This is a genomic window from Brevundimonas sp. (assembly GCF_030704825.1).
In the GTDB taxonomy this organism is placed as follows: domain Bacteria; phylum Pseudomonadota; class Alphaproteobacteria; order Caulobacterales; family Caulobacteraceae; genus Brevundimonas.
In genome coordinates, this window is record NZ_JAUYNX010000020.1 from 14169 (window position 1) to 37301 (window position 23133).

Genomic DNA, 23133 nt, shown 5'->3' on the forward strand with positions numbered 1-23133 from the left:
GCCCAGGCTGGCTTTCCCGGCGCCCGTCGGCTCCGGTTCCGATCAGAAGAACAGCGGTTCGGCCTTCTTCTCGGGCGGGGGCGCAGGCTCCGGGCGCTGGTCGGGAGTATCGCGCGGAATCTGCGGCTGGGGCGCCGTCGGACGGACGACCGGCGTCGCCGGCTCGGTGCGTCGCGGGGCCGGCTCGCGCGGCAGCGGCTCCATCAGGGCCGGATCCAGGGGCTCGACGTCGTCGCCGGGCGGATTGTCGCCGAACAGGTCGCCGATGCGGCCAATCAGGCTCTCGACCGGATCCGGCGGCCGCCAGCCTTCCGGCATGGCCGGGCCGTTGGGGATGGCCGGAGCGTTCAGGCGCGGCAGGGCCGCCTCCATGAAGCCGCGCCAGATGGCGGCGGGCGACGAACCGCCGGTGACGCCGCGCATGGCGGTGTTGTCGTCCTTGCCGACCCAGACGGCGGTCACGAAGCCGCCGGTGTAGCCCACGAACCAGGCGTCCTTGTAGTCCGAGGTGGTGCCGGTCTTGCCTGCCACGTCGCGGCCGGCGATGGCGGCCGAGCGGCCCGTGCCCGAGGTCATCACCCCCCGCAGCATCTGGTTCATATAGTACAGATACGGGTTGGAGATAGCCTGCAGCGGTCCGTCGGCGCGCGAGGCGCGCTGGTAGATGACCCGGCCCTGGGGTGTACGGATGCGGCTGATGCCATAGGCGGTGACCCGCTTGCCGCCGTTGGCGAAGGCGTCATAGGCCTGGGCCATCTCGATCGGCGAAACCTCGACGGCGCCCAGGGCCATGGCCGGCTCGAGGCCGATGCGGCTGGTGATGCCGAGGCGGCGGGCGGTGCGGGCGATATTGTCCCGGCCGATCTGGTCGGCCATGCCGGCGGCGATGGTGTTGGTCGACTGGGCCACGGCGTTGGCCATGGTCATCTCGCCCGCGAACGAGCCCGAGTAGTTGCGCGGCGACCAGTTGCCGATGCGGATCGGCGCGTCATTGACCCGCGTCTCGGGCGTGTAGCCGCTCTCCAGGGCGGTCAGATAGACGAACGGCTTGAAGGCCGAGCCGGCCTGGCGGCGCGCCTCGGTGGCGCGGTTGAACTGGCTGTCGGCGTAGGAGGCGCCGCCGATCATGGCCCGTACCCGCCCTTCGCCGTCCAGCGCCACCAGCGCCGCCTGCTGCACGCCCTTGGAGCGGTCGCGATCGAGAATGCGGCGCACCGACCGCTCGGCCTGGGTCTGCAGGGTCAGGTCGAGCGTGGTCTCGACGATCATGTCCTCGGTCGGCTCTCCGACCAGTTCGCGGATCTGCTTGTCCAGCCAGTCGATGAAATACTGGGCGTGCTGGGTGGCCAGGGTGCGCGAAACGCGGACCGGTTCGGTCACGGCGGCGGCGCGCTGCTCCGGCGTGATGACGCCGGCGTCTACCATCTCGTCCAGGACCACGGTGGCGCGGGTCGCCGCCCGCTCGCTCTCGGACACGGGCGAATAGCGCGACGGCGCCTTCAGCAGACCGGCCAGCAAGGCCGCCTCGCCGACGGTCAGCTGGCGGGCGCTCTTGTCGAAATACCGTTGCGAAGCCGCCTCGATGCCATAGGCGCCGGCGCCGAAATAGACCCGGTTCAGATAGAGGGCGAGGATTTCCTGCTTGGAGAATTTCATCTCCAGCCAGACCGCCAACATCAGCTCCTGGACCTTGCGCTTGATGTTCTGGTCAGGGGACAGGAACAGGTTCTTGGCCAGCTGCTGGGTCAGGGTCGAGCCGCCCTGGACCACCCGGCCGGCGCGCATATTGGCGGCCATGGCCCGGCTCATGCCGATCGGGTCGAAGCCGGGATGATGATAGAACCGCCGGTCCTCGATGGCGATGAAGGCCGCCGGAACATAGTCGGGCAGGGCGTCCAGATCGGCCGGCGGCGCCTGCTGGGTGCCGCGCACGGCGATCAGGGCGCCGTTGCGGTCCAGATAGGTGATCGAGGGCTGGCGATCGACATTGTACAGGGTCGAGGTGTCGGGCAGGTCCCGGGCGAAGACGGCGAAGAAGACCACCAGGAAGATGGCGGCCCAGACGCCCAGGACCGCGCCCCAGTAGACGACCTTCTGCCAGGGCGTGCGAACGGGCTTCGGCTTTCCGCCGCCGCCACGTCCGAAGCTGAAGCCGGAACCCGCCATCGAAACCTCATCAAGCCGATCCCGGTCTTAGCCGGTCACGGAACGCACGGAAACGCCCCCGTGGTCTTCACGGGACTGTGAGAGCGGTTTCCGCCGAAACCATGACGCTTCGCATGCCTATTCTAAAAACGCGTTCACCTCGGCGGCGAACCGGGCCGGCTGATCCAGCATCACGAAATGGGCGCTGTCGTCGATCCGGGTCAGAGTCGCGCCGGGCAGGTTGGCGAACGAGGCCCGGTAGATGCCGTCGACCATGTCATTGGTCATCCGCGGATCGTTGAACCGGACGTAGAGCACGGTGGTCGGGGCGGTGATCCGGCCCAGCTCGGGCCGCAGGTCGGTGACGATCAGTTCGCGGAAGGCCGCGGCGGAGACGGCGCGGTCGCTGTTCGCGGCGTCCTCGAGCGGACCGGCGCGCAGGGATTCCGTGTTGATCATGCCGGTGACCGAGGCGGCGGCCTGCTGGCGGTAGGAGTCCTCGGGGCCGTTGGCCATGGCGGCGTAGATCTGGTCCGCCGTCGGCGTGACGCTTTCGGCCGTAGCGCCCGGAGCGCCGAACATGGCCCCCATGAACGGCACCATGTCGACCACCATCAGCTTGCCGACGCTGTCCGGATGGCGGGCGGCCAGCATCATGCCGATGGTCCCGCCCATTGAATGGCCGATGACGGCGGGCTTGTTCAGACCCTTCTCGGCGATGTAGCGGGCGATGTCTTCGGCCACCGGGGCGGAGACGGGACCCATGGCGTTGTCCTCGGCCGGCGCGCCGGCGAAGCCTTGGACGTGGATGCGATGGACGCGGTAGCGGCCCTTCAGCTGTTCCGTCAGCCCGTCCCAGACCTCGGGCGAGGAGCTGAGGCCGGGGATCAGGATGACGTCGCCGACCGGATGCTCGGGGCCGTCGACGCGGACGTGGAAGCGGCCCGAGTCGAAATCGGCATGGGCGTGGCCGTGCCCGGCCGCCGGGGCCGGCGCCGGGGCGTGCCGGGCGTGATCGCCGTGGGCCTGCGCGAAGGCGGGCGCCGCGACGAACGAGAAGGCCGCGGCGATGGCGGCGATGGCGGTCATGGTCTTCATGGCGTGTCCCCGATGGGGCGGGCGACGCGCCCGCTTCTGTCCCCTAGTCGCCGCACAGGGCGCGAACGGATGCAGCCGGTCAAGACTTCCCGCATCCGGGTCGCTAAACTGGCGTCATGAGCCCAGCCGACAGCGCCCCCCTTTCCGCGAAATCGCCCGAGGCCAAGGCCCCGCCCACCGCCTTCGGCACGGGTTTCCTGCTGGACGCCTGGTATTTCGTCGCCCTGTCGCGCGACGTCGCGCCGGCCTCGCTGAAGCGCCACGAACTGCTGGGCGAGCCGGTCCTGATCGGCCGGACCCGCTCCGGACAGGTCTACGCCCTGCGCGACATCTGCCCCCACCGCGCCGCGCCCCTGTCGGCCGGACGGCTGGTGGAGAAGCCTGGCGAGGGCGAGACCATCGAATGCTGCTACCACGGCTGGCGGTTCCGCCCCGACGGCGTCTGCGCCGCCATCCCCTCGCTGGTCGAGGACCAGGCCTATGAGGCGGACCGCATCCGGGTGCGCAGCTATCCGGTGCGCGAAAGCCAGGGGATGGTGTTCGTCTGGATGGCGTCCGATCCGCGCGCCGCACCCGATCCCGACCATGAGCCGCCGCTGTTTCCCGGCGTTGTGGGCGGCGAGGCGAAGATGGTCGAATGGATGGATTTCGACGCCCATGTCGACCACGCCGTCGTCGGCCTGGTGGATCCCGCCCACGGCCCCTATGTGCATCAGCAGTGGTGGTGGCGGTCCGAGCAGTCGATGCACGAAAAGGCCAAGGCCTTCGAGCCGCGCGAGCACGGCTTCGCCATGGTGCGGCACGCGCCGTCGTCGAACAGCCGGGCGTATAAAATCCTCGGCGGAGCGCCGGCGACCGAAATCACCTTCCGCCTGCCCGGCTATCGCTGGGAACATATCCAGGTCGGGGAAAAGCAGGTTCTGGCCCTGACCTGCCTGACTCCGCTTAGCGAAACGAAGACCCGGATCACCCAGATCTTCTGGTCCGATCACTGGGTGTTCGGGATCGCCAAACCCTTCCTGCGGATGGGGGTGGTCGCCTTCCTGAAACAGGACGGCGGCATGGTGAACCTGCAGAACGAGGGGCTGCGCTACGACCCGGCCCTGATCTGGATCGACGACGCCGACAAACAGGCGAAATGGTACCAGCAGCTGAAGCGCGAATGGAACAGGAGCCGGGCCGAGGGCCGGCCGTTCGCCAACCCGGTCAAACCCGCGACCTTGCGCTGGAAGAGCTGAGTCCCTCCCCGGCGCGCGGCGGCGGGGAGGGGCGGTTCCCTATTGTCGCGAGATCTGGCCCGCCAGAATCACGTCCACCTGCTTGCCGAGCTGCGCCGTCAGTTGCTGGATGGTCCAGCCGTCGTACGCGGCGCGGCGGTAGTTGGACAGATAGGCGTCGTAGATGAGGTCGCCGAGAAGGCGCACGTCGGCGTCCTGACGCAATTCGCCTTCGCGGACGCCCGCCTGCAGGGCGTCGGTGACGACCGAAACCAGCGGCTTGATGGCGTCGCGGGTCCGCATTTCGGCGGCCACCGGCTGGAACCAGGAACGGGCGACGACGGCCTGGACCAGCGGCAGGAGCTCCAGCGAGCTGTGGTAGCCCGCGGTCAGGGCGGCCAACAGACGCGCGCGGACCGAGGTTTCGGAGGCGGCGGCGGCTTTCAGGGTTTCCGCCAGCTTGAGCATGTCCTCGGAGAGGACCGCTTCGAACAGTTCGGCCTTGTCCTGGAAGTTGGCGAAGACCGCGCCGGTCGACATGCCCGCGCCCTTGGCGATGTCGCGGATGGTGGCGGGCTCGTAGCCCCGCTCGGCAAACAGCTGGCGGGCGGCCTCGAGCACCTTCTGACGGGTCCGGACCTTGGCGGCCTGGCGACGGTTCAGCCGGGGAGTTTCGCTTTCGGAATCGATGTTCGTGGAAGGGTTCAAAGCGACATCTCGCATAAACGGTTACTCACTGAGCGGCGGCTGACATCCGCCGTTGGAACTGGACGCCGAAGCGATGGGGACAATCGGGGCGAGCGGGGAGGCACGCAAACATATCGCCTGTCAGGCGAGATCAGGGGCACACATCACGCAACGATGACCAAAATGGGGTAGCGGGATTAACAGCGGGGTTAGGCGTTCGGTTAACGGGACCGGCCGGGTCTTCCGGCGCTGCGGCTCAGCGACGCAGGGTGGAACGCAGGGCGCGCGGGCGTCGGGATGCGTCCCCCTCGGGCATGGCCTCCTGGAAAACCCTGCGGAATCGATCCCGGCGCTCGTGGATCGACGCCAGCACAAGACCCATGGGCACGCCCAGATCGATCAGGGTGTTCTCGGCCAGTTGCAGGCTGGCCTCGGTCGTTTCCGGCACCGCGTCGGTGACGCCGAGGGCGTACAGGCGCGCGGCGTGGCGATGGTCGCGGGCGCGCGCGATCAGGATCAGGTCCGGGCGCAGTGAGCGCGTCGCGGTCACCACCTCGTCCACCTTGGTCGGCGCGTCCATGGTGACCACCACGGCCCGGGCCGTGTCGATGCCGCAGCGTTCCAGCATTTCGGGCCGTCCGGCGTCGCCGTAGAAGACGTTGGCGCCCTCGGCCCGGCCCATGGCCACGGTGGTGGGGTTGGCGTCGATGGCCAGAAATGCCTGGCCATGCTCGGTCAGCATTTCGCCCACCAGCCGTCCGACGCGGCCGAAGCCGACGATCAGGACCTGGCCTGCGGTCGCCGCCGGCGGCTCCAGGGCTTCACGGGGCAGGCCGGGCGCCGTCGGCGCCGCGCGTTTGAGCAGCCGATCGGCGATGAGGGCCATCAGGGGCACGGTGAAGATGCTGATCGTCGCGGCCATCAGAACCGTCCGGGTGAAGGCCGGCGAGGCGATCCCCTCGACCAGACCGGCCCCAAGGATCACGAAGGCGAACTCCCCCGCCGGCCCCAGCACCAGCGCCGTCTCGATGGCGGTGCGATTGTTCAGGCCCCAGACGCGCGCGGCGCCGAAGATCAGGACCGCCTTCAGCGAGGTCAGCATGGCGGCGAGACCGAAGACCGCGACCGGATCGCCGGCCACCGCATCCAGATCAAGGCCGATGCCGACTCCCACGAAAAAGACCCCGAGCAACAGTCCCTTGAACGGTTCGATCGAGATCTCGACCTCGCGGCGGAACTCGGTCTCGGCCAGCAGCAGGCCGGCGATCAGGGCGCCGAGGCTCATCGACAAGCCGGCCGCCTGGGCCGCGACGCCGGCTCCGACGACCACCAGCAGGCTGGCGGCGATGAACATCTCCTGCCCCTGCCCCCTGGTCTTGGCGCGGGCGACCGAACGGAACATGGGCCGCAACACCAGCCGGCCCAGCACGACCAGCAGCGCCAGGCCGATGGCGGCCGGGATGAGGGTGAACAGGGCGGGCCGCAGCACGGCCGGATCGAAGTCGCCGCCTCCGACCCCGCTCTCGGCGAGGGCCGCCAGGACGGTGACCGTGATGAGGATCGGCGCAACGACCAGGTCTTGGGCCAGCAGGATGGAGAAGGTCGCGCGTCCCGCGGTCGTCTTGATCCGGCTTCGCTCGGCCATCACCGGCATCACCACCGCCGTCGACGACAGGGCCAGCCCCATGCCCAGCACCGCCGCCGAGACCATCGGCTGGCCCATAAAGACGAACACCGCCGCCAGCGCGACCGTACAGACCGCCACCTGGGTGAGGCCGAGGCCGAACACCAGCTTGCGCATGGCCCGGAGCCGCTCCCACGACAGCTCCAGCCCGATCATGAACAGCAGGAAGGCGACGCCGAGCTCCGACAGCGAGCGGATCTGGGCCGCGTCCGAGATCGTCAGCCACGACAGCCATGGCGCGTTGTCGGCCAGCCGCGCCAGTCCGTCCGGCCCCAGCAAAACGCCCGCCGCGAGGAAGCCGAGCACGGGACTGATCCTCAGGCGGTTGAACAGCGGCACGACCACGCCCGCCGCGGCCAGGAAGACCACCAGATCCTTGTACTCGCCGCCCCCGCCGTGTCCGTTCATGCGCCCTCCTGACAGGACCCACTATCCGGGCAGGATGCGTCGCCGCCAAGGCGAAACCCCGGAAACCGCCGATTCCCGCGCATGACAAAAAATTCAGACGACAGGGCGCGGCCGGAGCGTAGGGTCGCCGCCGACGCTGTCCGTGAGAGAAGCGAAGTCGAGGGATCCCATGAGAAAACTGCTGATCGGCGCCGCGCTCGGCGCCCTGTTGCTGCCCGCCTCCGCGGCGTCCGCCCAGGTGGGCGGCGATGACCACGGCCACGCCTGCATCGACGAAAGCTGCACCGTCTTCGAGTTGTTCCAGACCCCCGCCGAAGGCGGGACGGTTCTGGGTTACCAGGGCGTAGCGGCGCCGAGCTACGGCGATTGGGGCTTTGATCTGGCCGGCCGCGACACCTCGGTGCGCCCGGGCGACAGCTTCATGCGCTACGCCAACGGTTCAGCCCTCGATCGGCTGCAGATCCCTTCTGACCGCACCTCCTATGGCTCGTTCAACCTGTTGCGCGAACTGTCCGACAATCGCGTGAAGGTGATGATCGACGCTCTCGTCGCGCGCACAGACCTGGCCGCCGGCTCTGACGAACAGAAGATCGCGGACGCCTACCGCTCCTACATGGACGAGGACCGGATCGAGGCGTTGGACGCCCAGCCGCTGCAGCCCTACCTCGCCGCCATCCGCGCCGCGAACACCCATGACGCCATGGCCGTCTACATGGGCCAGACCCAGGGCCGCGTGGGCGCCTCGATCTTCGGCACGGGCATCACCACCGACCAGAAGGCGCCGACCCGGTATGTCGTCTCGACCGGCCAGGCCGGCCTGGGCCTGCCCAATCGCGACTACTATCTGGCGGACCGCTGGGCCGAGAAGAAGGCGCTGTACCGCGCCTATGTCGAGCGCATGCTGACCATGGTTGGCTGGGAAGACCCGGCGGCGAACGCGGACGCGATCCTCGCCTTCGAGGGTCGGATCGCCGAGGCGCACTGGACGCCGGAGCAGAACCGCAACCGCGACGAGACCTACAATGAATACACCATCGCCCAACTGGCGGCGGAGGCCCCGGGCTTCCCGTGGCAGGCCTATTATACGGCGGTCGGCGTCGGCGAAGTGCCCCGCCTGATCGTTCGCCAGGACACGGCCATGCCGGCCATCGCCGCCATCTTCGCGGAGACCCCGGTCGCGACCCTCCAGGCCTGGGAGGCCTTCCACACCACCGACCAGGCCGCCTCGCGCCTGTCGCGCCGCTTCGCCGACGCCCAGTGGGAGTTCCGTTCGCGTGACCTGCAGGGTCAGCCGATGCAGCGCCCGCGCGACAAGCGGGGCATCAGCTTCGCCGAAGGCATGTTGGGCGAGGCCGTCGGCCGCCAGTACGTCGCTGAATACTTCCCCGCCGAGTCCAAGGCCAAGATGGAGGAGCTGGTCGCCAACCTGCGCATTGCGCTCAGCAACCGCATCAACACCTACGACTGGATGGGCGAGGCCACCAAGGCCGCAGCCCAGGAGAAGCTGGCCAAGTTCACCGTCAAGATCGGTTACCCGAACAAGTGGCGTGACTACTCCGCGCTCGAAATCCGCCCGGACGACCTGTTCGGCAACGGTGAGCGGGCCGGCCTGTTCCGCTGGAACTATCAGCTCAATCGCCTGAACGAGCCGGTCGACAAGGACGAATGGGGCATGACCCCGCAGACCGTGAACGCCTATTACAACTCCACCAATAACGAGATCGTCTTTCCGGCCGCCATCCTGCAACCGCCCTTCTTCGATCCGGATGCGGACCCGGCCGTCAACTATGGCGGCATCGGCGGCGTCATCGGTCACGAAATCGGCCACGGCTTCGACGACCAAGGCTCCAAGTCCGACGGCGATGGCGTGCTGCGCAGCTGGTGGACGGCCGAGGACCGGGCCAATTTCGACGCGCTGACCGCCCGCCTCGGCGAACAGTACGGCCAGTTCGAGCCCCTCCCGGGCTTCCGGGTCCGCCCGGCCCTGACCATGGGCGAGAACATCGGCGACGCCGCTGGCAACGCCGTCGGTCTCGAGGCCTATCATCTGTCGCTGAACGGCCAGCCCGCGCCGGTCCTAGACGGTACGACCGGCGACCAGCGCTTCTTCTACGGCTGGGCCCAGGTCTGGCAGTCGAAATATCGCGACGACGCGCTGAGGCAACAGATCGACACCGACCCGCACAGCCCGGCCGAGTTCCGGGTCATCGGCCCGGTCCGCAACGTTGACGCCTGGTACGAAGCCTTCGACGTCCAGCCCGGCGACAAATACTATCTCGCACCGGAAGACCGGGTCCGCATCTGGTAGACCCGCGAGCCCGAACGAACCGAGGGGCCGGAGTGGCGACGCTCCGGCCCTTCCTGTTTGGCTTGAGACTGTTTGCCGATCGGCAGGGCGCGACCCGCCCAGGCGGCGAGCCTCCGCGGGCGAGCGTTAGCGCCCTGATTCCAGACGCAAAAAAGCCCGCCGCGGGGGATACATCGCGGCGGGCTTTCTTTCGCTCTTTGAACGAGCGGACGTTTCCTCCCCGAAACGCCTCCGGGCCGCTGCTGCGCCGAAACGCTGCGCTTCCCGAGTGCGTCAGAAAAACGACATTTACCGTCCCAAGTCAATGAAGCGGCGGGTGAAACCCGGGTTTTTCCAATCTTATCAGTGATAAGTCACGAAGCTGTGCGCGCCTGGGCCACAATACCGGCCACCGTGGCGACCAGATCGGATCGAGGGACGATCCGCTGACCCGGCCGTTCGGATTTCCAGGCCTCGTTGTCGCCGACGCCGGCGGCCAGCGCCCGGCCCGCGTCCAGATCCTTGACCGTGACCTGACCGGCCGCGATCTCGTCCCCGCCCAGGATGACGGCGGCGGGGGCTCCGCGCCGGTCGGCGTATTTCATCTGCGCCTTCATGCCCGCCCGGCCAAGATAGAGCTCAGCCGCGATCCCGGCGTTGCGCAGCTCCGACACCGCGTCGAGATAGTGCTGCATGTCGGCGTCCGAAAAGACGATGACCACGACCGGCCCGCGCGCGGATTCCGCCGCCTCCCGACCCGCCGCCTTCAGCGCCGAGGCCAGACGCGAGACCCCGAACGAGAAGCCGGTGGCCGGCAGGCGCTCGCCGGTGAAGCGGGCGACCAGATCGTCATAGCGACCGCCGCCGCCGATCGAGCCGAAGCGCACGGCCCGGCCCTTGTCGTCGACCGTATCCAGCAGCAGTTCGGCCTCGAACACGGCCCCGGTGTAGTATTCCAGCCCGCGCACGATGGTCGGATCGAACCGCACCGCCTCCTGGCCGACCTTCATGGCGTTGAGCGCCGCATCGATGGCGGCCAGTTCGTTCAGGGCGCCCTCGCCGATCTCGCCCAGACCGCCGGCCGCGGCCACGGCGTCGAGCGTCTGCGCCCGCGTCAGGCCTTCGGTCCCGACCGAGGCGAGGAAGCCTTCGATAGCGCCGATGACGCCCGACGACAGTTTCGCCCCCTTCGTGTAGTCGCCGGATTCGTCCAGGCGCCCCTCGCCGAGCAGGGCGGAGACGCCCTCCCAGCCCAGCCGGTCGAATTTGTCGATGGCGCGCAGGGCGGTCAGCTTCTGGCCGGGGTCCTCGATACCGCCTGCCGCGAACAGACCGTCGAACAGCTTGCGGTTCGACACCCGGACCACGGCCTGACCGGCGTCCAGCCCCGCGGCGCGCAGGCCCTCGCCGGCCATGGCGATGATCTCGGCGTCGGCCTCGGGCCGGTCCGAACCGACGGTGTCGGCGTCGCACTGGACGAATTCGCGGAAGCGGCCGGGGCCGGGCTTTTCGTTGCGCCACACCGGACCGAAGGCGTAGCGCCGGAACGGCTTGGGCAGGGTCTCCCATGACTGGGCGGCGAACCGGGCCAGGGGCGCGGTCAGGTCGTAGCGCAGCGCCATCCACTGGTCGTCGTCGTCCTGAAGAGCGAAGACGCCTTCATTCGGACGATCGGCGTCGGGCAGGAATTTGCCGAGGGCGTCGGCGTATTCGAAGGCGCCGGTTTCCAGCGGTTCGAAGCCCCAGCGCTCATAGACCTCGGACACCCGCTGGACGAGACGGCGCTCGGCGATCAGGTCGCGGCCGCGACGGTCGGCGAACCCCCGGGGGCCGCGGGCTTCAGGACGGGCGGGAACGGCGGTGTCGGTCATGCCGGGCGCTTAAGCCATCGCTCGCCGCCCGGCAACGCTCAGAGGGCGACCGAGGCCGGGGCGGGTTTGCGGATCGGCACCATCCGGCCGTAGGTCAGGCAGCGCCAAAGCCATTCCAGCGGCCCCATGCTGAACACGGACAGCCACAGCGGCGACCAGATGAGCTGGGCGATCCAGATCGCCCCGACCACGCTCCAAAGCTGGCCCGGTCCCATGGTTCCCATCCAGTTCGGGCCCCACGGCAGGTAGAACAGGCTGGCCATGATGAGCGACTGGGTGAGGTAGTTGGTGAAGGCCATGCGTCCCACCGGCGCGAGCACGCCGGTGAGAATCTTCAGCCCGAACCGCGTCATGAGGATCAGCATGCTGGCGTAGCCGAGGGTCACCAGCGGCGCCAGGCCGCCGGCGGCGGAGGCGAGGCCGCCCGTCGGATCGGCGTCGGGCCCGGCGACGACCTCGGCCCAGGCGTTGGCGCCGAAGACCCACAGGTTGGCGGCGGCGGCGGCGGCGAACAGCAGATAGACCCACACCGGCGACCGACCGCCAAGGAAGCCGGACTTGAACAGTCCCAGTCCGAGCATCATCAGGGGGATGGTGACCGGGATCAGGAACAGGCTGAACCCCTGGACCATCAGCCAGGCCTTGGCGTTTTCGATCCACGGACCTGCGCCCCCCGCGCGATAGGCGTCGACGGTCGCCAGAATATCCTGAACGGTGACGCCGGCCTGTTCAGCTCCGGCCTTCGCCATGAGCCCGGGGGGCAGGGCGTTCATCACCAGCGGCCCGGCGGTCGCGAGCAGCGCCCACAACAGTGTGACGCCGCCGCCGATCCAGAGAAGCTTTCCGGCCTTCATGGACCGCATCGTCATCATGATCAGGCCGCAGTAGGCGTAGTGCAGCAGTATGTCGCCGCACCAGATCGCAAGGCCGTGGATGAGGCCAAAAACGGCCAGCCAGAACAGGCGGCTGCGCAACAGCCTGCCACGAGCCTGGTCAAACCGCTCGCCGCCGACGAGGTAGATCGAAACGCCGAACAGCATGGTGAAAAGCGTGCGGAACTTGTCCTCGAAAAAGACGTCGGTGACCCAGTGCCCCCAGGCGTCGGCGCCGGTCAGGTCATAGGGGCGCGAAGCCTCGCTCATCCCGGCCGCGATCGGCCAGGCGAAGGTGATGGCGTTGACGGCGAGGATGCCGAGGATCGCCCAGCCCCGCAGCATGTCGAGATTGAAGATGCGATCGCCGGGCGCGACCGGCGCCAATTTGACGGCAGGCGCGAGCGCCTCCCCGCTCAATGGTTCGACAGCGGCCATGATTTTTCCCCATCCCGTCGGGCGCAACCTGGCCGATGCGGCGGCGGCGTGAAACTGAATTCGACGTAACCGGCCCGGGGTCGGCGCGGATCAGTCCGCGTCGCGGTCGCCCATCACGCCCAGTCGGTCGCGGACCTCCGGCTGGGGCATGAAGGCGATGAAGGCGGCGCACAGACCGGCCCACAGCGCATAGCTGACACCCAGCAGCACGGCGACCGGCAGGCCGCCGACTCCAAAGATCAGCAGGGTCGTCTCGGTCGCGCCCGCCGCCTGGGCGACGCCGCCGGCCTCGAACCAGCCGACCACCGACACCGTCAGCGCCAGCATGGCCTGAAGCCCGGCCGCGAGCAGGCCGCCGTAGAACATGAAGCGCCACACCACGCCCAGCCGGGTGGACGGCCGCCCGGAACGCTCGCGTTCCCGCGCCAGCAGCCACAGCCCGCCGGGCACGGCCAGGGCTCCGACGACCATCACCACCAGCCGCCAGTCCATCTCGAGGCTGGGCAGCCAGTTGCTGGGCGGCCAGATCACCAGGGTGATCGCCAACGGCGGCCACAGGGCGCCGGCCACAGCCGCCAGAACGATCCGCACCGGTTCCCGCCGCCACGCCACCCGTTGCTGGCCGGGGAAGTCCTCGGGCTTTTCGAGGGTCGGGATCATCGGGCCGGGCTCACCGCGTCGGGACCGGCGTCTCGCCGGAATAGTCGTAGAAGCCGCGGCCTGACTTGCGCCCCAGCCAGCCGGCCTCGACATATTTCACCAGCAGCGGACACGGCCGGTATTTGCTGTCGGCCAGGCCGTCATAGAGCACGTTCATGATGGCCAGAACCACGTCCAGACCCATGAAGTCCGCCAGTTCCAGCGGCCCCATCGGATGGTTGGCCCCCAGCTTCAGCGCCTTGTCGATCGAGGCGACGTTCCCGACCCCCTCGTACAGGGTGTAGATGGCCTCGTTGATCATCGGCACCAGGATGCGGTTGACGATGAAGGCGGGAAAATCCTCGGCGTTGGTCGTGGTCTTGCCCAGCGATTCCGCGAAAGCCACCGCGGTATCGTAGGTGGCGGCCGAGGTGGCGATGCCGCGGATGATCTCGACCAGTTTCATCACCGGCGCCGGCTTCATGAAATGCAGGCCGATGAAGCGGTCGGGCCGGTCGGTGGCCGAGGCCAGACGGGTGATCGAGATCGACGAGGTGTTGGACGCCAGCAGGGTGTCGGGCCCGAGATGGGGAACCAGCTCGGCCAGGATCGCCTTCTTGACCGCCTCGTTCTCGACCGCCGCCTCGATGACCAGATCCGCCTTCGCCGCCGCCGCCAGCGACGGGGCGGCCGTGATCCGCGCCACCACGGCGTCGGCGGCGGCCTGATCGGTCAGTCCGCGTTCGACCTGCCGGGCCAGGCTGGCGGCGACGGCCGCCTGGGCCTGGGGCACGCGGTCGCCGGCGGCGTCGTACAGGCTCACCTGATAGCCGCCCGCGGCCACGGTCTGGGCGATGCCTGCGCCCATCTGGCCTGCGCCGATGATGGCGACGGATCGGATAGTGGTCATTGAGTCCGGTTGGCTGGCAGGCGCATGGCCCGATCGGAGCGGCACCTTAGGACCCCTGCCGGACGGTGCAAGGCTGGAACGTCGCCACGGCGGCGGGGTCTTCCACCTGTCACCCGCCAGTCACGTCTAGCCAAGGACGCCGATCAGGAACGGCGCGCTCGTCCGGTTGAACAGAATGCCCAGGAACTGGATCGTCAGGATGGCCACGATCGGAGAGATATCCAGTCCGCCGAGCGGCGGAATGAAGCGCCGGAACGGGGCGAGGATCGGTCCCGTCAGCGAGTCGAGGAACCCCGCCAGCTGATTCACGAAACGATTGCGGTGATTGATCACATCGAAGGCGAAAAGCCAGCTCAGGATCGCTGACAGTATGATCGCCCAGGTCATGAGCGACAGGATGGTGTTGACCAGCCAGACGATGGCGTAACCCATAAAGGGGCTCCCGAAACGAAATCAGCCTCGCTTCTAGCGTGGCCGGGCCGTCCGTCCAAGGATTCCGGCGTCCCGGGCGACGCCGCGCCGCAAGGCCGTTGACACCACGGGGCCGCCGCTCGTATGTCGCGCCCTCGCCTGCACCCGGAAACGGGGCCGTAGCTCAGTTGGTAGAGCGCGTCGTTCGCAATGACGAGGTCAGGGGTTCGACTCCCCTCGGCTCCACCAGGCGTTTGCCCGTCGATCGGGTTCAAGGACGGGATTGCGGTTTGCGGCCCGGGTCAGCCCCAGGGGCTGTTGGCGATCGGCTCGGGCGAGGGCTCGCAGGCCGGGATGTCAAAGATGAAGCCTTCGTCGGGATGGGTGAAGCGCGGCGCGTTCGTCACCCACCAGTTCGCCGCCTCGGGCCGGGACCGGCCGAGAATCTCGATGGCGCGCGCGGAGTTCACGCAATAGCCCGTCGTCTTGTGGAGGCGACCGAGGAGGCGGGCCCACCACCAGCCCGTCCGCGAGGTCGGACCGCTCAGGACGCCCCCGGTGTCGACCGTGACCGGCTCGAGATGGGCGAGCGGCAGTTCAAGCCCGACCCAGGCCTCGCGCACCCATAGCGGCGCCTCGCCCGCCGGCGGGCGGATGATCCGGATCTTGAAGGCCGGCGGGGCCATCACTGATCCTCGTCGAAGCGGCGTTCGACAAGATCCGCCAGGGCGGCGACCGCGGCCTCGGCATCCGGGCCCTCGGCGGTGATCTGGATGCCGCAGCCGTTGCCGGCTCCCAGCATCAGCAGCCCCATGATCGACAGGGCGTTGACGGTCACCCCGTCGCGGGTGACGTGGACCTCGGCGTCGAACCCGGAGGCCAGCTTGACGAATTTGGCCGAGGCCCGGGCGTGCAGGCCGCGCGTATTGCAGATGTTCGCGGTCGCGGTCGCCGTCATTTCTCGCCCTGAAGCACCCAGCTGGCGACCGAGATGTATTTCCGGCCTGCGTCCTGGGCGTGGGCGACGCAGGCCTCCAGCGGCTCCCGACCGCGCACGCTGGCCAGTTTGATCAGCATCGGCAGGTTCAGTCCGGCGATGACCTCGGCGCGGGTTTCCTCCATCACCGAGATGGCCAGATTGGACGGCGTGCCGCCGAACATGTCGGTCAGCAGGATGACGCCGTCGCCATCGTCCACGGCCCGGGCCGCGTCGACGATGTCGCGGCGGCGCCGCTCCATGTCGTCCTCCGGTCCGATGCAGATGGCCGCGACCCCGCGCTGGGGGCCGACGACATGCTCCATCGCCGCCAGGAATTCCGAGGCCAGTCCCCCGTGGGTGACGATAACCAGCCCGATCATGAAGGCTTCACCAAGACTTTCGCCCCCGCGTCCGGCCGCCCGTGAGCGCACCGCAAGCCGGGCGGAATAGCCCAAGTCCGCGCCAGGTCAAAGCGGGGCGATGGCCGCGGCGACCTTTTCGACCGCCGAAGGCTCGAACCCGTTGAGACGCAGCAGGGGCAAGGATCGGCCCGCGAAGCTTCGGGTTCCGGGCTCCGGCAGCCGGTCCGTGGCGGCCGCCGTCAGCTCCACGGCCAGGACCAGGCGAACCACCCCTGTGGACGCGGCTCCGACGATCCCGAGCCCGCGCGCTTCGATCCGGCCGGCGATGGCCGCCGGCGCCGTGGCGTAGAGGGCTCCGCCCGAGGCGAAGACATGGACGTAGTCGTCGGCGACCAGCCGCCAGCCGCGCCCGATCAGCCGCAGGGCCAGGTCGCTCTTGCCCGCGCCCGACGGGCCGCTGATCACGACGGCGCGCCAGCCGGCCCCGGGCGTCCAGTGCGCCGCGGCCGTGGCGTGGACCGGCGCCGCGTCCGTCATGGCCGGCGGCCCGCGGGCGGAGCGGCCGGCAGGGCGACCTCGAAGCGGGCTCCGGAGATCTCTCCCGACGGGCCGTGGCGATTCTCCGCGCGAACCCGGCCCCCATGCGCCTCGACGATCTGACGCACGATCGACAGGCCGAGGCCCGAATTGGCTCCGAAGACCGCGCCCCTGGGCCGCGAGGTGTAGAAGCGCTGGAACACGGTCTCGAGATTTTCCGGGGGAATGCCGGGGCCGTCGTCGTCGATTCGCACCCGCACCGGCCGGTCGGGATCGATATCGTCCCGAAGGAGCGAGATCCGGACGGTCCCGCCCGGCGGGCTGAACGACCGGGCGTTGTCGATCAGGTTGCGGAACACCTGCCCCAGCGGCCCGTCGCGGCCGAGGATCTGGACGTGGTCACCGGTCGGCCCGGCGAAGGTCAAATGGGCCTCGCCCGGCTTGAGGCCGGACTCATAGACGCCGACGATCTCGGTCAGCAGCTGGGTCAGGTCGATGGCCCGGGGCCGGTCGCGATTCAGTTCGGCGTCCAGGCGCGAGGCGTTGGAGATGTCGGTGATCAGCCGGTCCAGGCGGCGGACGTCCTGTTGCAGCAGGGTGGTCAGCTTCTCACGCTGGGCCGGGGTCTTGACCAGCGGCAGGGTCTCCAGCGCCGAGCGGATCGAGGTCAGGGGGTTCTTGATCTCGTGGGAGACGTCGGCGGCGAAGGCCTCGATGGCGTCCATCCGGTCGGACAGGGTCTCGGTCATGGTTTCGAGCGAGCGGGCCAGGTCGCCGATTTCGTCCTTGCGGTGCTCGAGGTCGGGCAGGGAGATGGCGCGGGCGCGCTGCAGCCGCACCTCGTCCGCCGCCGCCGACAGCCGCATCACCGGCCGGGCCACGAACAGGTGCATCAGCAGCGAGCCCAGCAGGTTCACCGCCAGGGCCACGAGGGCGAAGGGCATCAGGGCGCGGCGCTGGGCCGCCAGGGTCTCGTCGACATCGCCCGCCTCGAGGGTGAGCACGCCCAGAACCTGCTGCACGTGACGCACGGGGATGGAGACCGAGATCACCCGGTCGCCGCCCTCCGAACGGCGCTGGGTCGCCTGGGGCTGGCCGTCCAGCGCCTGCTCCACCTCCGCGGCCAGGGCGGCGCGGGCGCGATCCAGATCGGCGGTGTTGCGGGTCTCCGAGCCGGGGTCGGGCCTCTGGACAGGCGTACCGGCGGGACGGGCGGGCGGAAGGGGGCGACCGGGAATGACCTCGGTCACGGCGTAGCTGTCCGCCACCAGCAGGCCGTCTATATCGAACAGCCGCGCCCTCTGGCCTTTCGGAATGAAGTTGTCGCGCAGCAGCAACGGCGCCTTTTCGACGTTGAACTGCGGCGTCGGCTCCCCGATCGTATATTCCTTGTCCGCCAGCACATTGGCCAGCAGTTCCGCCTGGGCGACCAGGGTTTCCTGCCGCGCCTCGATCAGGCCCCGCTGCCACTCGTTCAGAAGCAGCGCCCCGACGAACAGGATCAGCAGGCTGAGCAGGTTCAGCGCCAGGATCAGGCCGCCGAGCCGCGAGCCGCCGAAGCGTTTCAGCCGGCGGCGCGGTTCGTTATCTCCCGGCGGGAGAGGATCAGCTTTCGCGATAGCGGTATCCGACGCCATACAGGGTCTCGATGGCGTCGAACTCGGGGTCGACCACCCGGAACTTCTTTCGCATCCGCTTGACGTGGCTGTCGATGGTGCGGTCGTCGACATAGACCTGGTCGTCGTAGGCGGCGTCCATCAGGTTGTCGCGGCTCTTCACGAAGCCGGGCCGCTGGGCCAGGGCCTGGAGCAGCAGGAATTCCGTCACCGTCAGCTTGACCGGCTTGCCTTCCCAGGTGCTCTCGTGGCGGGCCGGGTCCATCGACAGCTTGCCGCGCTTGATGGCCTTGGCCGAGTTGTCGCCCACGGGGTCGGGTTCGGCCCCGTCCGCCCCGGTGCGGCGCAGCAGGGCCTTGACCCGTTCGATCAGCAGGCGCTGGCTGAACGGCTTGTGGATGTAGTCGTCGGCGCCGAGGTTGAAGCCGAGAATCTCGTCGATCTCCTCGTCCTTGGACGTCAGCATGATGACCGGAATCTGCGAGGTCTGGCGCAGCCGGCGCAGCACCTCCATGCCGTCCATGCGCGGCATCTTGACGTCGAGGATGGCGAGGTCCGGCGGATTGGTCTCAAGGGCCTCGAGGCCCGAGGCTCCGTCATGCCACGCGGTGACCTTGTGGCCATGGCTTTCCAGCGCCAGCGAGACGGAAGCGACGATGTTCTCGTCGTCGTCGACCAGGGTGATGTTGGCCAAGTCGGGCTCCTTGCAGTCGAGTCGTCGCCGTCTGAACGCACGGCAAGCGTAACCGTTCTAAATCAATCGGGTGAGATTACGGCGGGAAACATGGGCTCCCGGCCCTCGATGCGCAACGAAACCCGGCCTTAAAGCCTTGGCGCCATGCTGGAGGCCGAACAGCGTGAGCGTATCATGGCCGGCCCCGTCCACTACGAAGTCTATATCCGCAAGACCGCGCCGGCGCCCTGGAGCCTCCAGATGGCGACGGAGGATCGCGCGCACGCCATCCAGACGGCCGAGGACATGCTGCAGGACGACCGCGCCGCGGCGGTGCGGGTGACCAAGGAGACCCTCGATCCCGACACCATGGAGTTCTCCAGCCTGACGGTGCTCACCCGCGGAGCGCCCGAGGTGCACAGGAAGCGCGTCGTGCCGGAGGACCAGGCCGGGCCGCGTTGCACCGGGGCCCAGGATTTCTACGCGCCGCACGCTCGCGAAACCATCGGCCGGGTGCTGGAGGACTGGCTCGCGCGTCAGGGCGTGACCGCCTTCGAACTGCTGCACCGTCCCGACCTCGCGGAGAAGCTCGAAGCCTCGGGCGTCGAGCTCCAGCACGCCATCCAGAAGATCGCCGTGCCGGAAAGCCAGGATGTGGGACAGCCCGTCCACGATCTGGTGCGGCACTATCAGAAACTGTCCGATCAGGCGGTCGAGCGACTCATCTCGGCCGGGCGGCGCAACCTGTTTCCCGGTCTGGACGACTGTTCGATCGCCGATCTGGCCCACCGCATGGCCGGCCAGCCGGACCGCGCCTTCGTCATGGGCGGCATCGTGTCCGGCGCCCTGAAGGGCGTGCGCGGCGGACGGGCCCGTCTGGACCGGCTGATGGACCTGACCGACCGTGCGCCGATGGACGGTCAGCCCCGGGCCATGGTGATGGTCCCGGTTGAACAGTTGTTGTGCGAGATGCTGGCCGCCCGGACCAGTCTGGCGGACATTCTGGGGCCGTCGCTGGACCAGGGAGCCTCGCTGGCCGCCGTGGTGCGCATGGTGGCGCCGCGCGAGATCAACGCCCTGATCGCCCAGGATCCCCGGCTGGCGTTGCAGGTCCCGGCCGTCGACGGCCCCGCCGCCCGCCTCGGCGCCCGGCTGGAAGCCGGGGAGTTCCCTCTGCTGGCCGCCGCCCTCGCGCGAATGGTGCTGCGCGAACTGATGAGCCCCCGGCGGCTGCGTCCCAATGATGCGAGCGGGGAGATAGACATCCTGCGCACCCTCGCGACGGCGCTGACCGTGACGGCGGGTCGGCTGCTGACGCTGGATGAAGTCCAGACGGCCTTCAACGAACGTTCCAAGGCCATCGTCACCGCCGATTTCGTCGCGGCCTACGTCAAGGTCTGCACCACGGTGCTGTGCGAGGCCGAGGCCCTGACCCGGCTGTGCGAGAACGTCACCGGCGCGGGCAACAAGCGGTCGGCGGCCCGCTGGCTGTCGGCCTGCGTCGGTTCGCTGCGCTTCGAGAGCGAGATGCGCGCGCCCTCGACCACCCAGACCGCCGCCCAGAAGCTGGGCGTGCTGGCCGGCCTGCAGCGGGCCGTGCGCGGGTGCGGGCTGGCGGAGCGGGACGATGCGGGGATCGGGACGGCCATCGGCGCCGTCGGCGGCGCCGTGGAGGCCGAAGCCCGGATCGTCGCCCAGCTGGCCCGATCGCCGGCGCCGCTGGTGCAGAAGCTGTCGGTGCTGCTGCGTCTGGCGGCGGGGGAAACCGCCCCGCTCGGACCGGCGGCGGACCGCGCCAAGGCCGAGGCGATCAAACTGTTCCGCGCCCCGGAATCGCGCGCCGTCCTGTCGGCCGCGCCGGAAACGCTCGCGCCGCTCAAGGGATTGATGAAGGCGGCGGGCCTGGCGGCCTGAGGGTTCCGGTCAGTCGAAGATGTCGAAGATGCTGTCCCGCTTCTTTTTCTTGTAGCGATAGTCGTCGTCGCGATCGCGATAACGGTCGTCCCGATAGCCCGGCTGCGCCCCCCAAGGCTGCTGGGTCGGCTGCTGCGGCGGATAAGGCTGGGTCTGGGGCTGGGGGGCGGCCTGCGGCGCGGACGCCCGACCCTCCTGGGCCGCCGACTCCATCAGCTTCTCCAGCTCGCCCCGGTCCAGCCAGACGCCGCGGCAGGTCGGACACATGTCGAACTGCACGCCGCCCCGCTCGAGGGTTTGCATGGCGGCGTTATCGTTGGGGCACATCAAGAGGGGCATCGGCGTCTCCAATAGGTGTCGGACGATACAGCTAGGGAGCCGGCCCGGTTCCGCCAACGCGGCGATCAGCCGCGCAGCTTCGGCCCGACCCCGAGGCCGGCCGCTCAGTCCGGCCTTCCGCCGCCCGCCGCGATCCAGGCGTCGACCTGGTCCTCCAGCACCTCCAGCGGCACCGAGCCCGAACCCAGGACGACGGCGTGGAAGTCGCGGATGTCGAACCGCGCGCCCAGCGCCGCCTGCGCGCGCCGGCGCAGCTCCATGATCTTCAGTTCGCCGACCTTGTAACTGGTCGCCTGGCCGGGATTGGTCAGATAGCGCTCGACCTCCTTGACGATGTCGCGCTCGCTGAGCAGCGAATTCTGCTGGAAATATTCGATCGCCTGTTCGCGGCTCCAGCGTTTGGCGTGCAGCCCCGTATCGGTGACCAGCCGCACCGCCCGCCACAGCTCCAGCGACAGCCGCCCGAAGTCCGAATAGGGGTCCTGGTAGAAGCCCATCTCCAGTCCCAGCCGCTCGGCGTACAGCCCCCAGCCCTCGGCATAGGCGCCGTAGCCGCCGAAGCGGCGGAAGCGCGGCAGATCCTCCATCTCCTGGGCGGCGGCGATCTGGAAATGGTGGCCCGGCGCGCCCTCGTGATAGCTGATCGCCTCGATCTGGGGCTTCAGCACCTGGGTCATGTCTGACAGGTTGACGTAATAGATGCCCGGTCGCGTCCCGTCCGGCGACGGCGAGTTGTAGAAGGCGACCGAGGCCGTGGCCTCGCGCCAGGGCTCGACCGACCGCACTTCCAGCGCCGCCCGCGGAAGGTCATGGAACAGCTCAGGACCCATCGCCATCACCTGGGCGATGAAGGCGCGCGAGTCGGTCAGATACTGCTCCTTGCCCTCCGGCGTGTTCGGATACTGGAAGCGCGGGTCGGTCTTGAGGAAGGCGAACATCTCCTGCAGCGAACCGGTGAAGCCGACCCGGGTCATGATCGCCTGCATCTCGCCGTGCAGCCGCGCCACCTCCGACAGGCCGATCTCGTGGATCTGGTCCGCCGTCAGGTCGGTCGTCGTCGAGAGCCGCAGACGGGCGTTGTAGAAGGCCTCGCCGTCCGGCAGCCGCCACACGCCGGCGTCGCGGTCGGGCATGGCCGCAGCCTGGACCTGAACCTCGGCCAGGGCCGCCAGCACGGTCTCATAGCCGCGCCTCCATTCGCCGGTCAGAGCCGACCGGCCCTCGGCCAGCAGCCGCTCCTTCGTCGCCGCATCGGCTTCCAGCGCGCCGACCTTCCTCTGGAAATCCGCCCAGACCGGATTGTCGGCCCCGCCGTCGAAGGGGGCGCCGGCGATGATGTTGCGCGTGTTGGCGATCGACGGCTCGAAGACGAAATGGGGCGATATCACTCCGTGCGCGGCCCGGTCGCGCAGTTCGGCGGCGATCTCGTCCATGACCCGCCCGGCGTCGCGCAGCCGCGAGACATAGGCCTCGGCGTCGGAGACGCTGTCGACGCGGTGGTTGTTGATCATGAACACCGGCAGGCCGGTGGTCGGATTGCCGTTCGCCGCGAACTGGTAGCCCCACTCGCGCCAGCGGTTCGACAGCCGCGCCTGTTCGACCCCGTATTCGAACAGCCGCCACGACATCCGGCTCTCGTCGCTCAGGGTCTGCGGATTGAACTGGTCGTTCAGCTGCGCCAGCTGCCGTTCGGCCAGAGCCAGCGACCGCTCCGCCGCCGCGTCCGTCGCGTCGTCCAGCCGGTCATAGTCGGTCTTGAGGCCCAGCGAGGTCATCTGCTGCGGCGACAGGGCGATCCGCTCCTGGAAGGCCTGTTCGAAGAAGGCCGCCAGCCGGGCGTCCTCGCTCTGGGCGGCGGGGGCGGCATGACCCGCGTGGCCGGCGTGGGGATCCTGGGCCGCGGCTGCGGAGGCCCCCGTCAGCAGGGCGACGACGGCGACGGACGAGACGAGCAGACGGCGCATGGGAACCCCCGATTTCACTGAGGGCGTGACCATCCCCGACACGGGGCAGGGGCGCAAGTTAGGGGGGCCAGGGATCAGAGCA

General features: G+C 69.0%; 20 protein-coding genes and 1 tRNA gene. 4 read left to right on the plus strand and 17 right to left on the minus strand.

Annotation, left to right across the window (positions count from 1 at the left end):
• Nucleotides 1-42: 42 nt before the first annotated feature.
• Together Q8Q71_RS10635 and Q8Q71_RS10640 are read right to left on the minus strand one after the other, a co-directional pair.
• Nucleotides 43-2166, minus strand: coding sequence for a transglycosylase domain-containing protein (locus Q8Q71_RS10635; RefSeq protein WP_305759566.1), 2124 nt, complete (start codon nt 2164-2166; stop codon nt 43-45).
• A 117-nt stretch (nt 2167-2283) separates the two neighbouring features.
• Complete coding sequence (locus Q8Q71_RS10640; RefSeq protein WP_305759567.1) at nt 2284-3243, minus strand: alpha/beta fold hydrolase; 960 nt, start codon at nt 3241-3243, stop codon at nt 2284-2286.
• 116 nt (nt 3244-3359) lie between these two features.
• On the opposite strand from Q8Q71_RS10640, the gene Q8Q71_RS10645 reads away from it, so the two are divergent.
• Nucleotides 3360-4481 carry an aromatic ring-hydroxylating dioxygenase subunit alpha gene (locus Q8Q71_RS10645; protein ID WP_305759568.1) on the plus strand — a complete coding sequence of 374 codons (1122 nt, stop codon included), beginning with the start codon at nt 3360-3362 and terminating at the stop codon, nt 4479-4481.
• Nucleotides 4482-4520: 39 nt separating this feature from the next.
• Here Q8Q71_RS10645 and Q8Q71_RS10650 read toward each other — a convergent pair whose 3' ends face one another.
• Both Q8Q71_RS10650 and Q8Q71_RS10655 read right to left on the minus strand, forming a co-directional pair.
• Nucleotides 4521-5168, minus strand: coding sequence for a TetR/AcrR family transcriptional regulator (locus Q8Q71_RS10650; RefSeq protein ID WP_305759569.1), 648 nt, complete (start codon nt 5166-5168; stop codon nt 4521-4523).
• A 235-nt stretch (nt 5169-5403) separates the two neighbouring features.
• On the minus strand, nt 5404-7239 hold the full coding sequence (locus tag Q8Q71_RS10655; protein ID WP_305759570.1) for a cation:proton antiporter: 1836 nt from the start codon (nt 7237-7239) through the stop codon (nt 5404-5406).
• Nucleotides 7240-7408: 169 nt separating this feature from the next.
• Between Q8Q71_RS10655 and Q8Q71_RS10660 the strand changes: the two genes are divergently transcribed.
• The gene (locus Q8Q71_RS10660; RefSeq protein WP_305759571.1) at nt 7409-9547 is read left to right on the plus strand and encodes a M13 family metallopeptidase; all 2139 of its coding nucleotides are present in this window, start codon (nt 7409-7411) and stop codon (nt 9545-9547) included.
• Nucleotides 9548-9900: 353 nt separating this feature from the next.
• Here Q8Q71_RS10660 and hisS read toward each other — a convergent pair whose 3' ends face one another.
• The 5 genes from hisS to Q8Q71_RS10685 form a co-directional block, all read right to left on the minus strand.
• Nucleotides 9901-11397: a histidine--tRNA ligase gene (hisS, locus tag Q8Q71_RS10665; RefSeq protein WP_305759572.1), complete on the minus strand. Its 1497-nt coding sequence runs from the start codon at nt 11395-11397 to the stop codon at nt 9901-9903.
• A gap of 38 nt (nt 11398-11435) precedes the next feature.
• Complete coding sequence (locus Q8Q71_RS10670; RefSeq protein ID WP_305759573.1) at nt 11436-12707, minus strand: DUF418 domain-containing protein; 1272 nt, start codon at nt 12705-12707, stop codon at nt 11436-11438.
• A gap of 90 nt (nt 12708-12797) precedes the next feature.
• Nucleotides 12798-13367, minus strand: coding sequence for a phthalate transporter (locus Q8Q71_RS10675; protein WP_305759574.1), 570 nt, complete (start codon nt 13365-13367; stop codon nt 12798-12800).
• 10 nt (nt 13368-13377) lie between these two features.
• Entirely contained in the window at nt 13378-14256 is an 879-nt protein-coding gene (locus Q8Q71_RS10680; protein WP_305759575.1) for a 3-hydroxybutyryl-CoA dehydrogenase, read from the minus strand.
• A gap of 126 nt (nt 14257-14382) precedes the next feature.
• A complete protein-coding gene (locus Q8Q71_RS10685; protein ID WP_305759576.1) occupies nt 14383-14688 on the minus strand; it encodes a YggT family protein in 306 nt (101 codons plus the stop codon).
• A gap of 152 nt (nt 14689-14840) precedes the next feature.
• Between Q8Q71_RS10685 and Q8Q71_RS10690 the strand changes: the two genes are divergently transcribed.
• Nucleotides 14841-14916, plus strand: a tRNA-Ala gene (locus tag Q8Q71_RS10690).
• 53 nt (nt 14917-14969) lie between these two features.
• On the opposite strand, the gene Q8Q71_RS10695 is transcribed toward Q8Q71_RS10690, so the two are convergent.
• The 6 genes from Q8Q71_RS10695 to Q8Q71_RS10720 all read right to left on the minus strand — a co-directional run bounded on the left by Q8Q71_RS10695 (nt 14970) and on the right by Q8Q71_RS10720 (nt 18855).
• A complete protein-coding gene (locus tag Q8Q71_RS10695; RefSeq protein WP_305759577.1) occupies nt 14970-15353 on the minus strand; it encodes a hypothetical protein in 384 nt (127 codons plus the stop codon).
• The gene (locus Q8Q71_RS10700) at nt 15353-15625 is read right to left on the minus strand and encodes an HPr family phosphocarrier protein (RefSeq protein ID WP_305759578.1); all 273 of its coding nucleotides are present in this window, start codon (nt 15623-15625) and stop codon (nt 15353-15355) included. The genes Q8Q71_RS10695 and Q8Q71_RS10700 overlap by 1 nt, the downstream gene beginning before the upstream one ends.
• Nucleotides 15622-16026 (minus strand): PTS sugar transporter subunit IIA, encoded by a 405-nt coding sequence (locus Q8Q71_RS10705; RefSeq protein WP_305759579.1) that lies wholly within the window; start codon nt 16024-16026, stop codon nt 15622-15624. The genes Q8Q71_RS10700 and Q8Q71_RS10705 overlap by 4 nt, the downstream gene beginning before the upstream one ends.
• Nucleotides 16027-16113: 87 nt before the next feature.
• The gene (locus Q8Q71_RS10710) at nt 16114-16545 is read right to left on the minus strand and encodes an HPr kinase/phosphorylase (protein WP_305759580.1); all 432 of its coding nucleotides are present in this window, start codon (nt 16543-16545) and stop codon (nt 16114-16116) included.
• The gene (locus Q8Q71_RS10715) at nt 16542-18182 is read right to left on the minus strand and encodes a stimulus-sensing domain-containing protein (RefSeq protein WP_305759581.1); all 1641 of its coding nucleotides are present in this window, start codon (nt 18180-18182) and stop codon (nt 16542-16544) included. The genes Q8Q71_RS10710 and Q8Q71_RS10715 overlap by 4 nt, the downstream gene beginning before the upstream one ends.
• Nucleotides 18151-18855 (minus strand): response regulator transcription factor, encoded by a 705-nt coding sequence (locus Q8Q71_RS10720; RefSeq protein WP_305759582.1) that lies wholly within the window; start codon nt 18853-18855, stop codon nt 18151-18153. Before Q8Q71_RS10720 ends, Q8Q71_RS10715 begins: the two co-directional genes overlap by 32 nt.
• 144 nt (nt 18856-18999) lie before the next feature.
• Here Q8Q71_RS10720 and Q8Q71_RS10725 point away from each other — a divergent pair, with 144 nt between their 5' ends.
• The gene (locus Q8Q71_RS10725) at nt 19000-20748 is read left to right on the plus strand and encodes a hypothetical protein (RefSeq protein ID WP_305759583.1); all 1749 of its coding nucleotides are present in this window, start codon (nt 19000-19002) and stop codon (nt 20746-20748) included.
• A 9-nt stretch (nt 20749-20757) separates the two neighbouring features.
• Here Q8Q71_RS10725 and Q8Q71_RS10730 read toward each other — a convergent pair whose 3' ends face one another.
• Both Q8Q71_RS10730 and Q8Q71_RS10735 read right to left on the minus strand, forming a co-directional pair.
• Nucleotides 20758-21087, minus strand: coding sequence for a zf-TFIIB domain-containing protein (locus Q8Q71_RS10730; RefSeq protein WP_305759584.1), 330 nt, complete (start codon nt 21085-21087; stop codon nt 20758-20760).
• A gap of 104 nt (nt 21088-21191) precedes the next feature.
• A complete protein-coding gene (locus tag Q8Q71_RS10735; protein WP_305759585.1) occupies nt 21192-23051 on the minus strand; it encodes a DUF885 family protein in 1860 nt (619 codons plus the stop codon).
• Nucleotides 23052-23133: the final 82 nt, after the last annotated feature.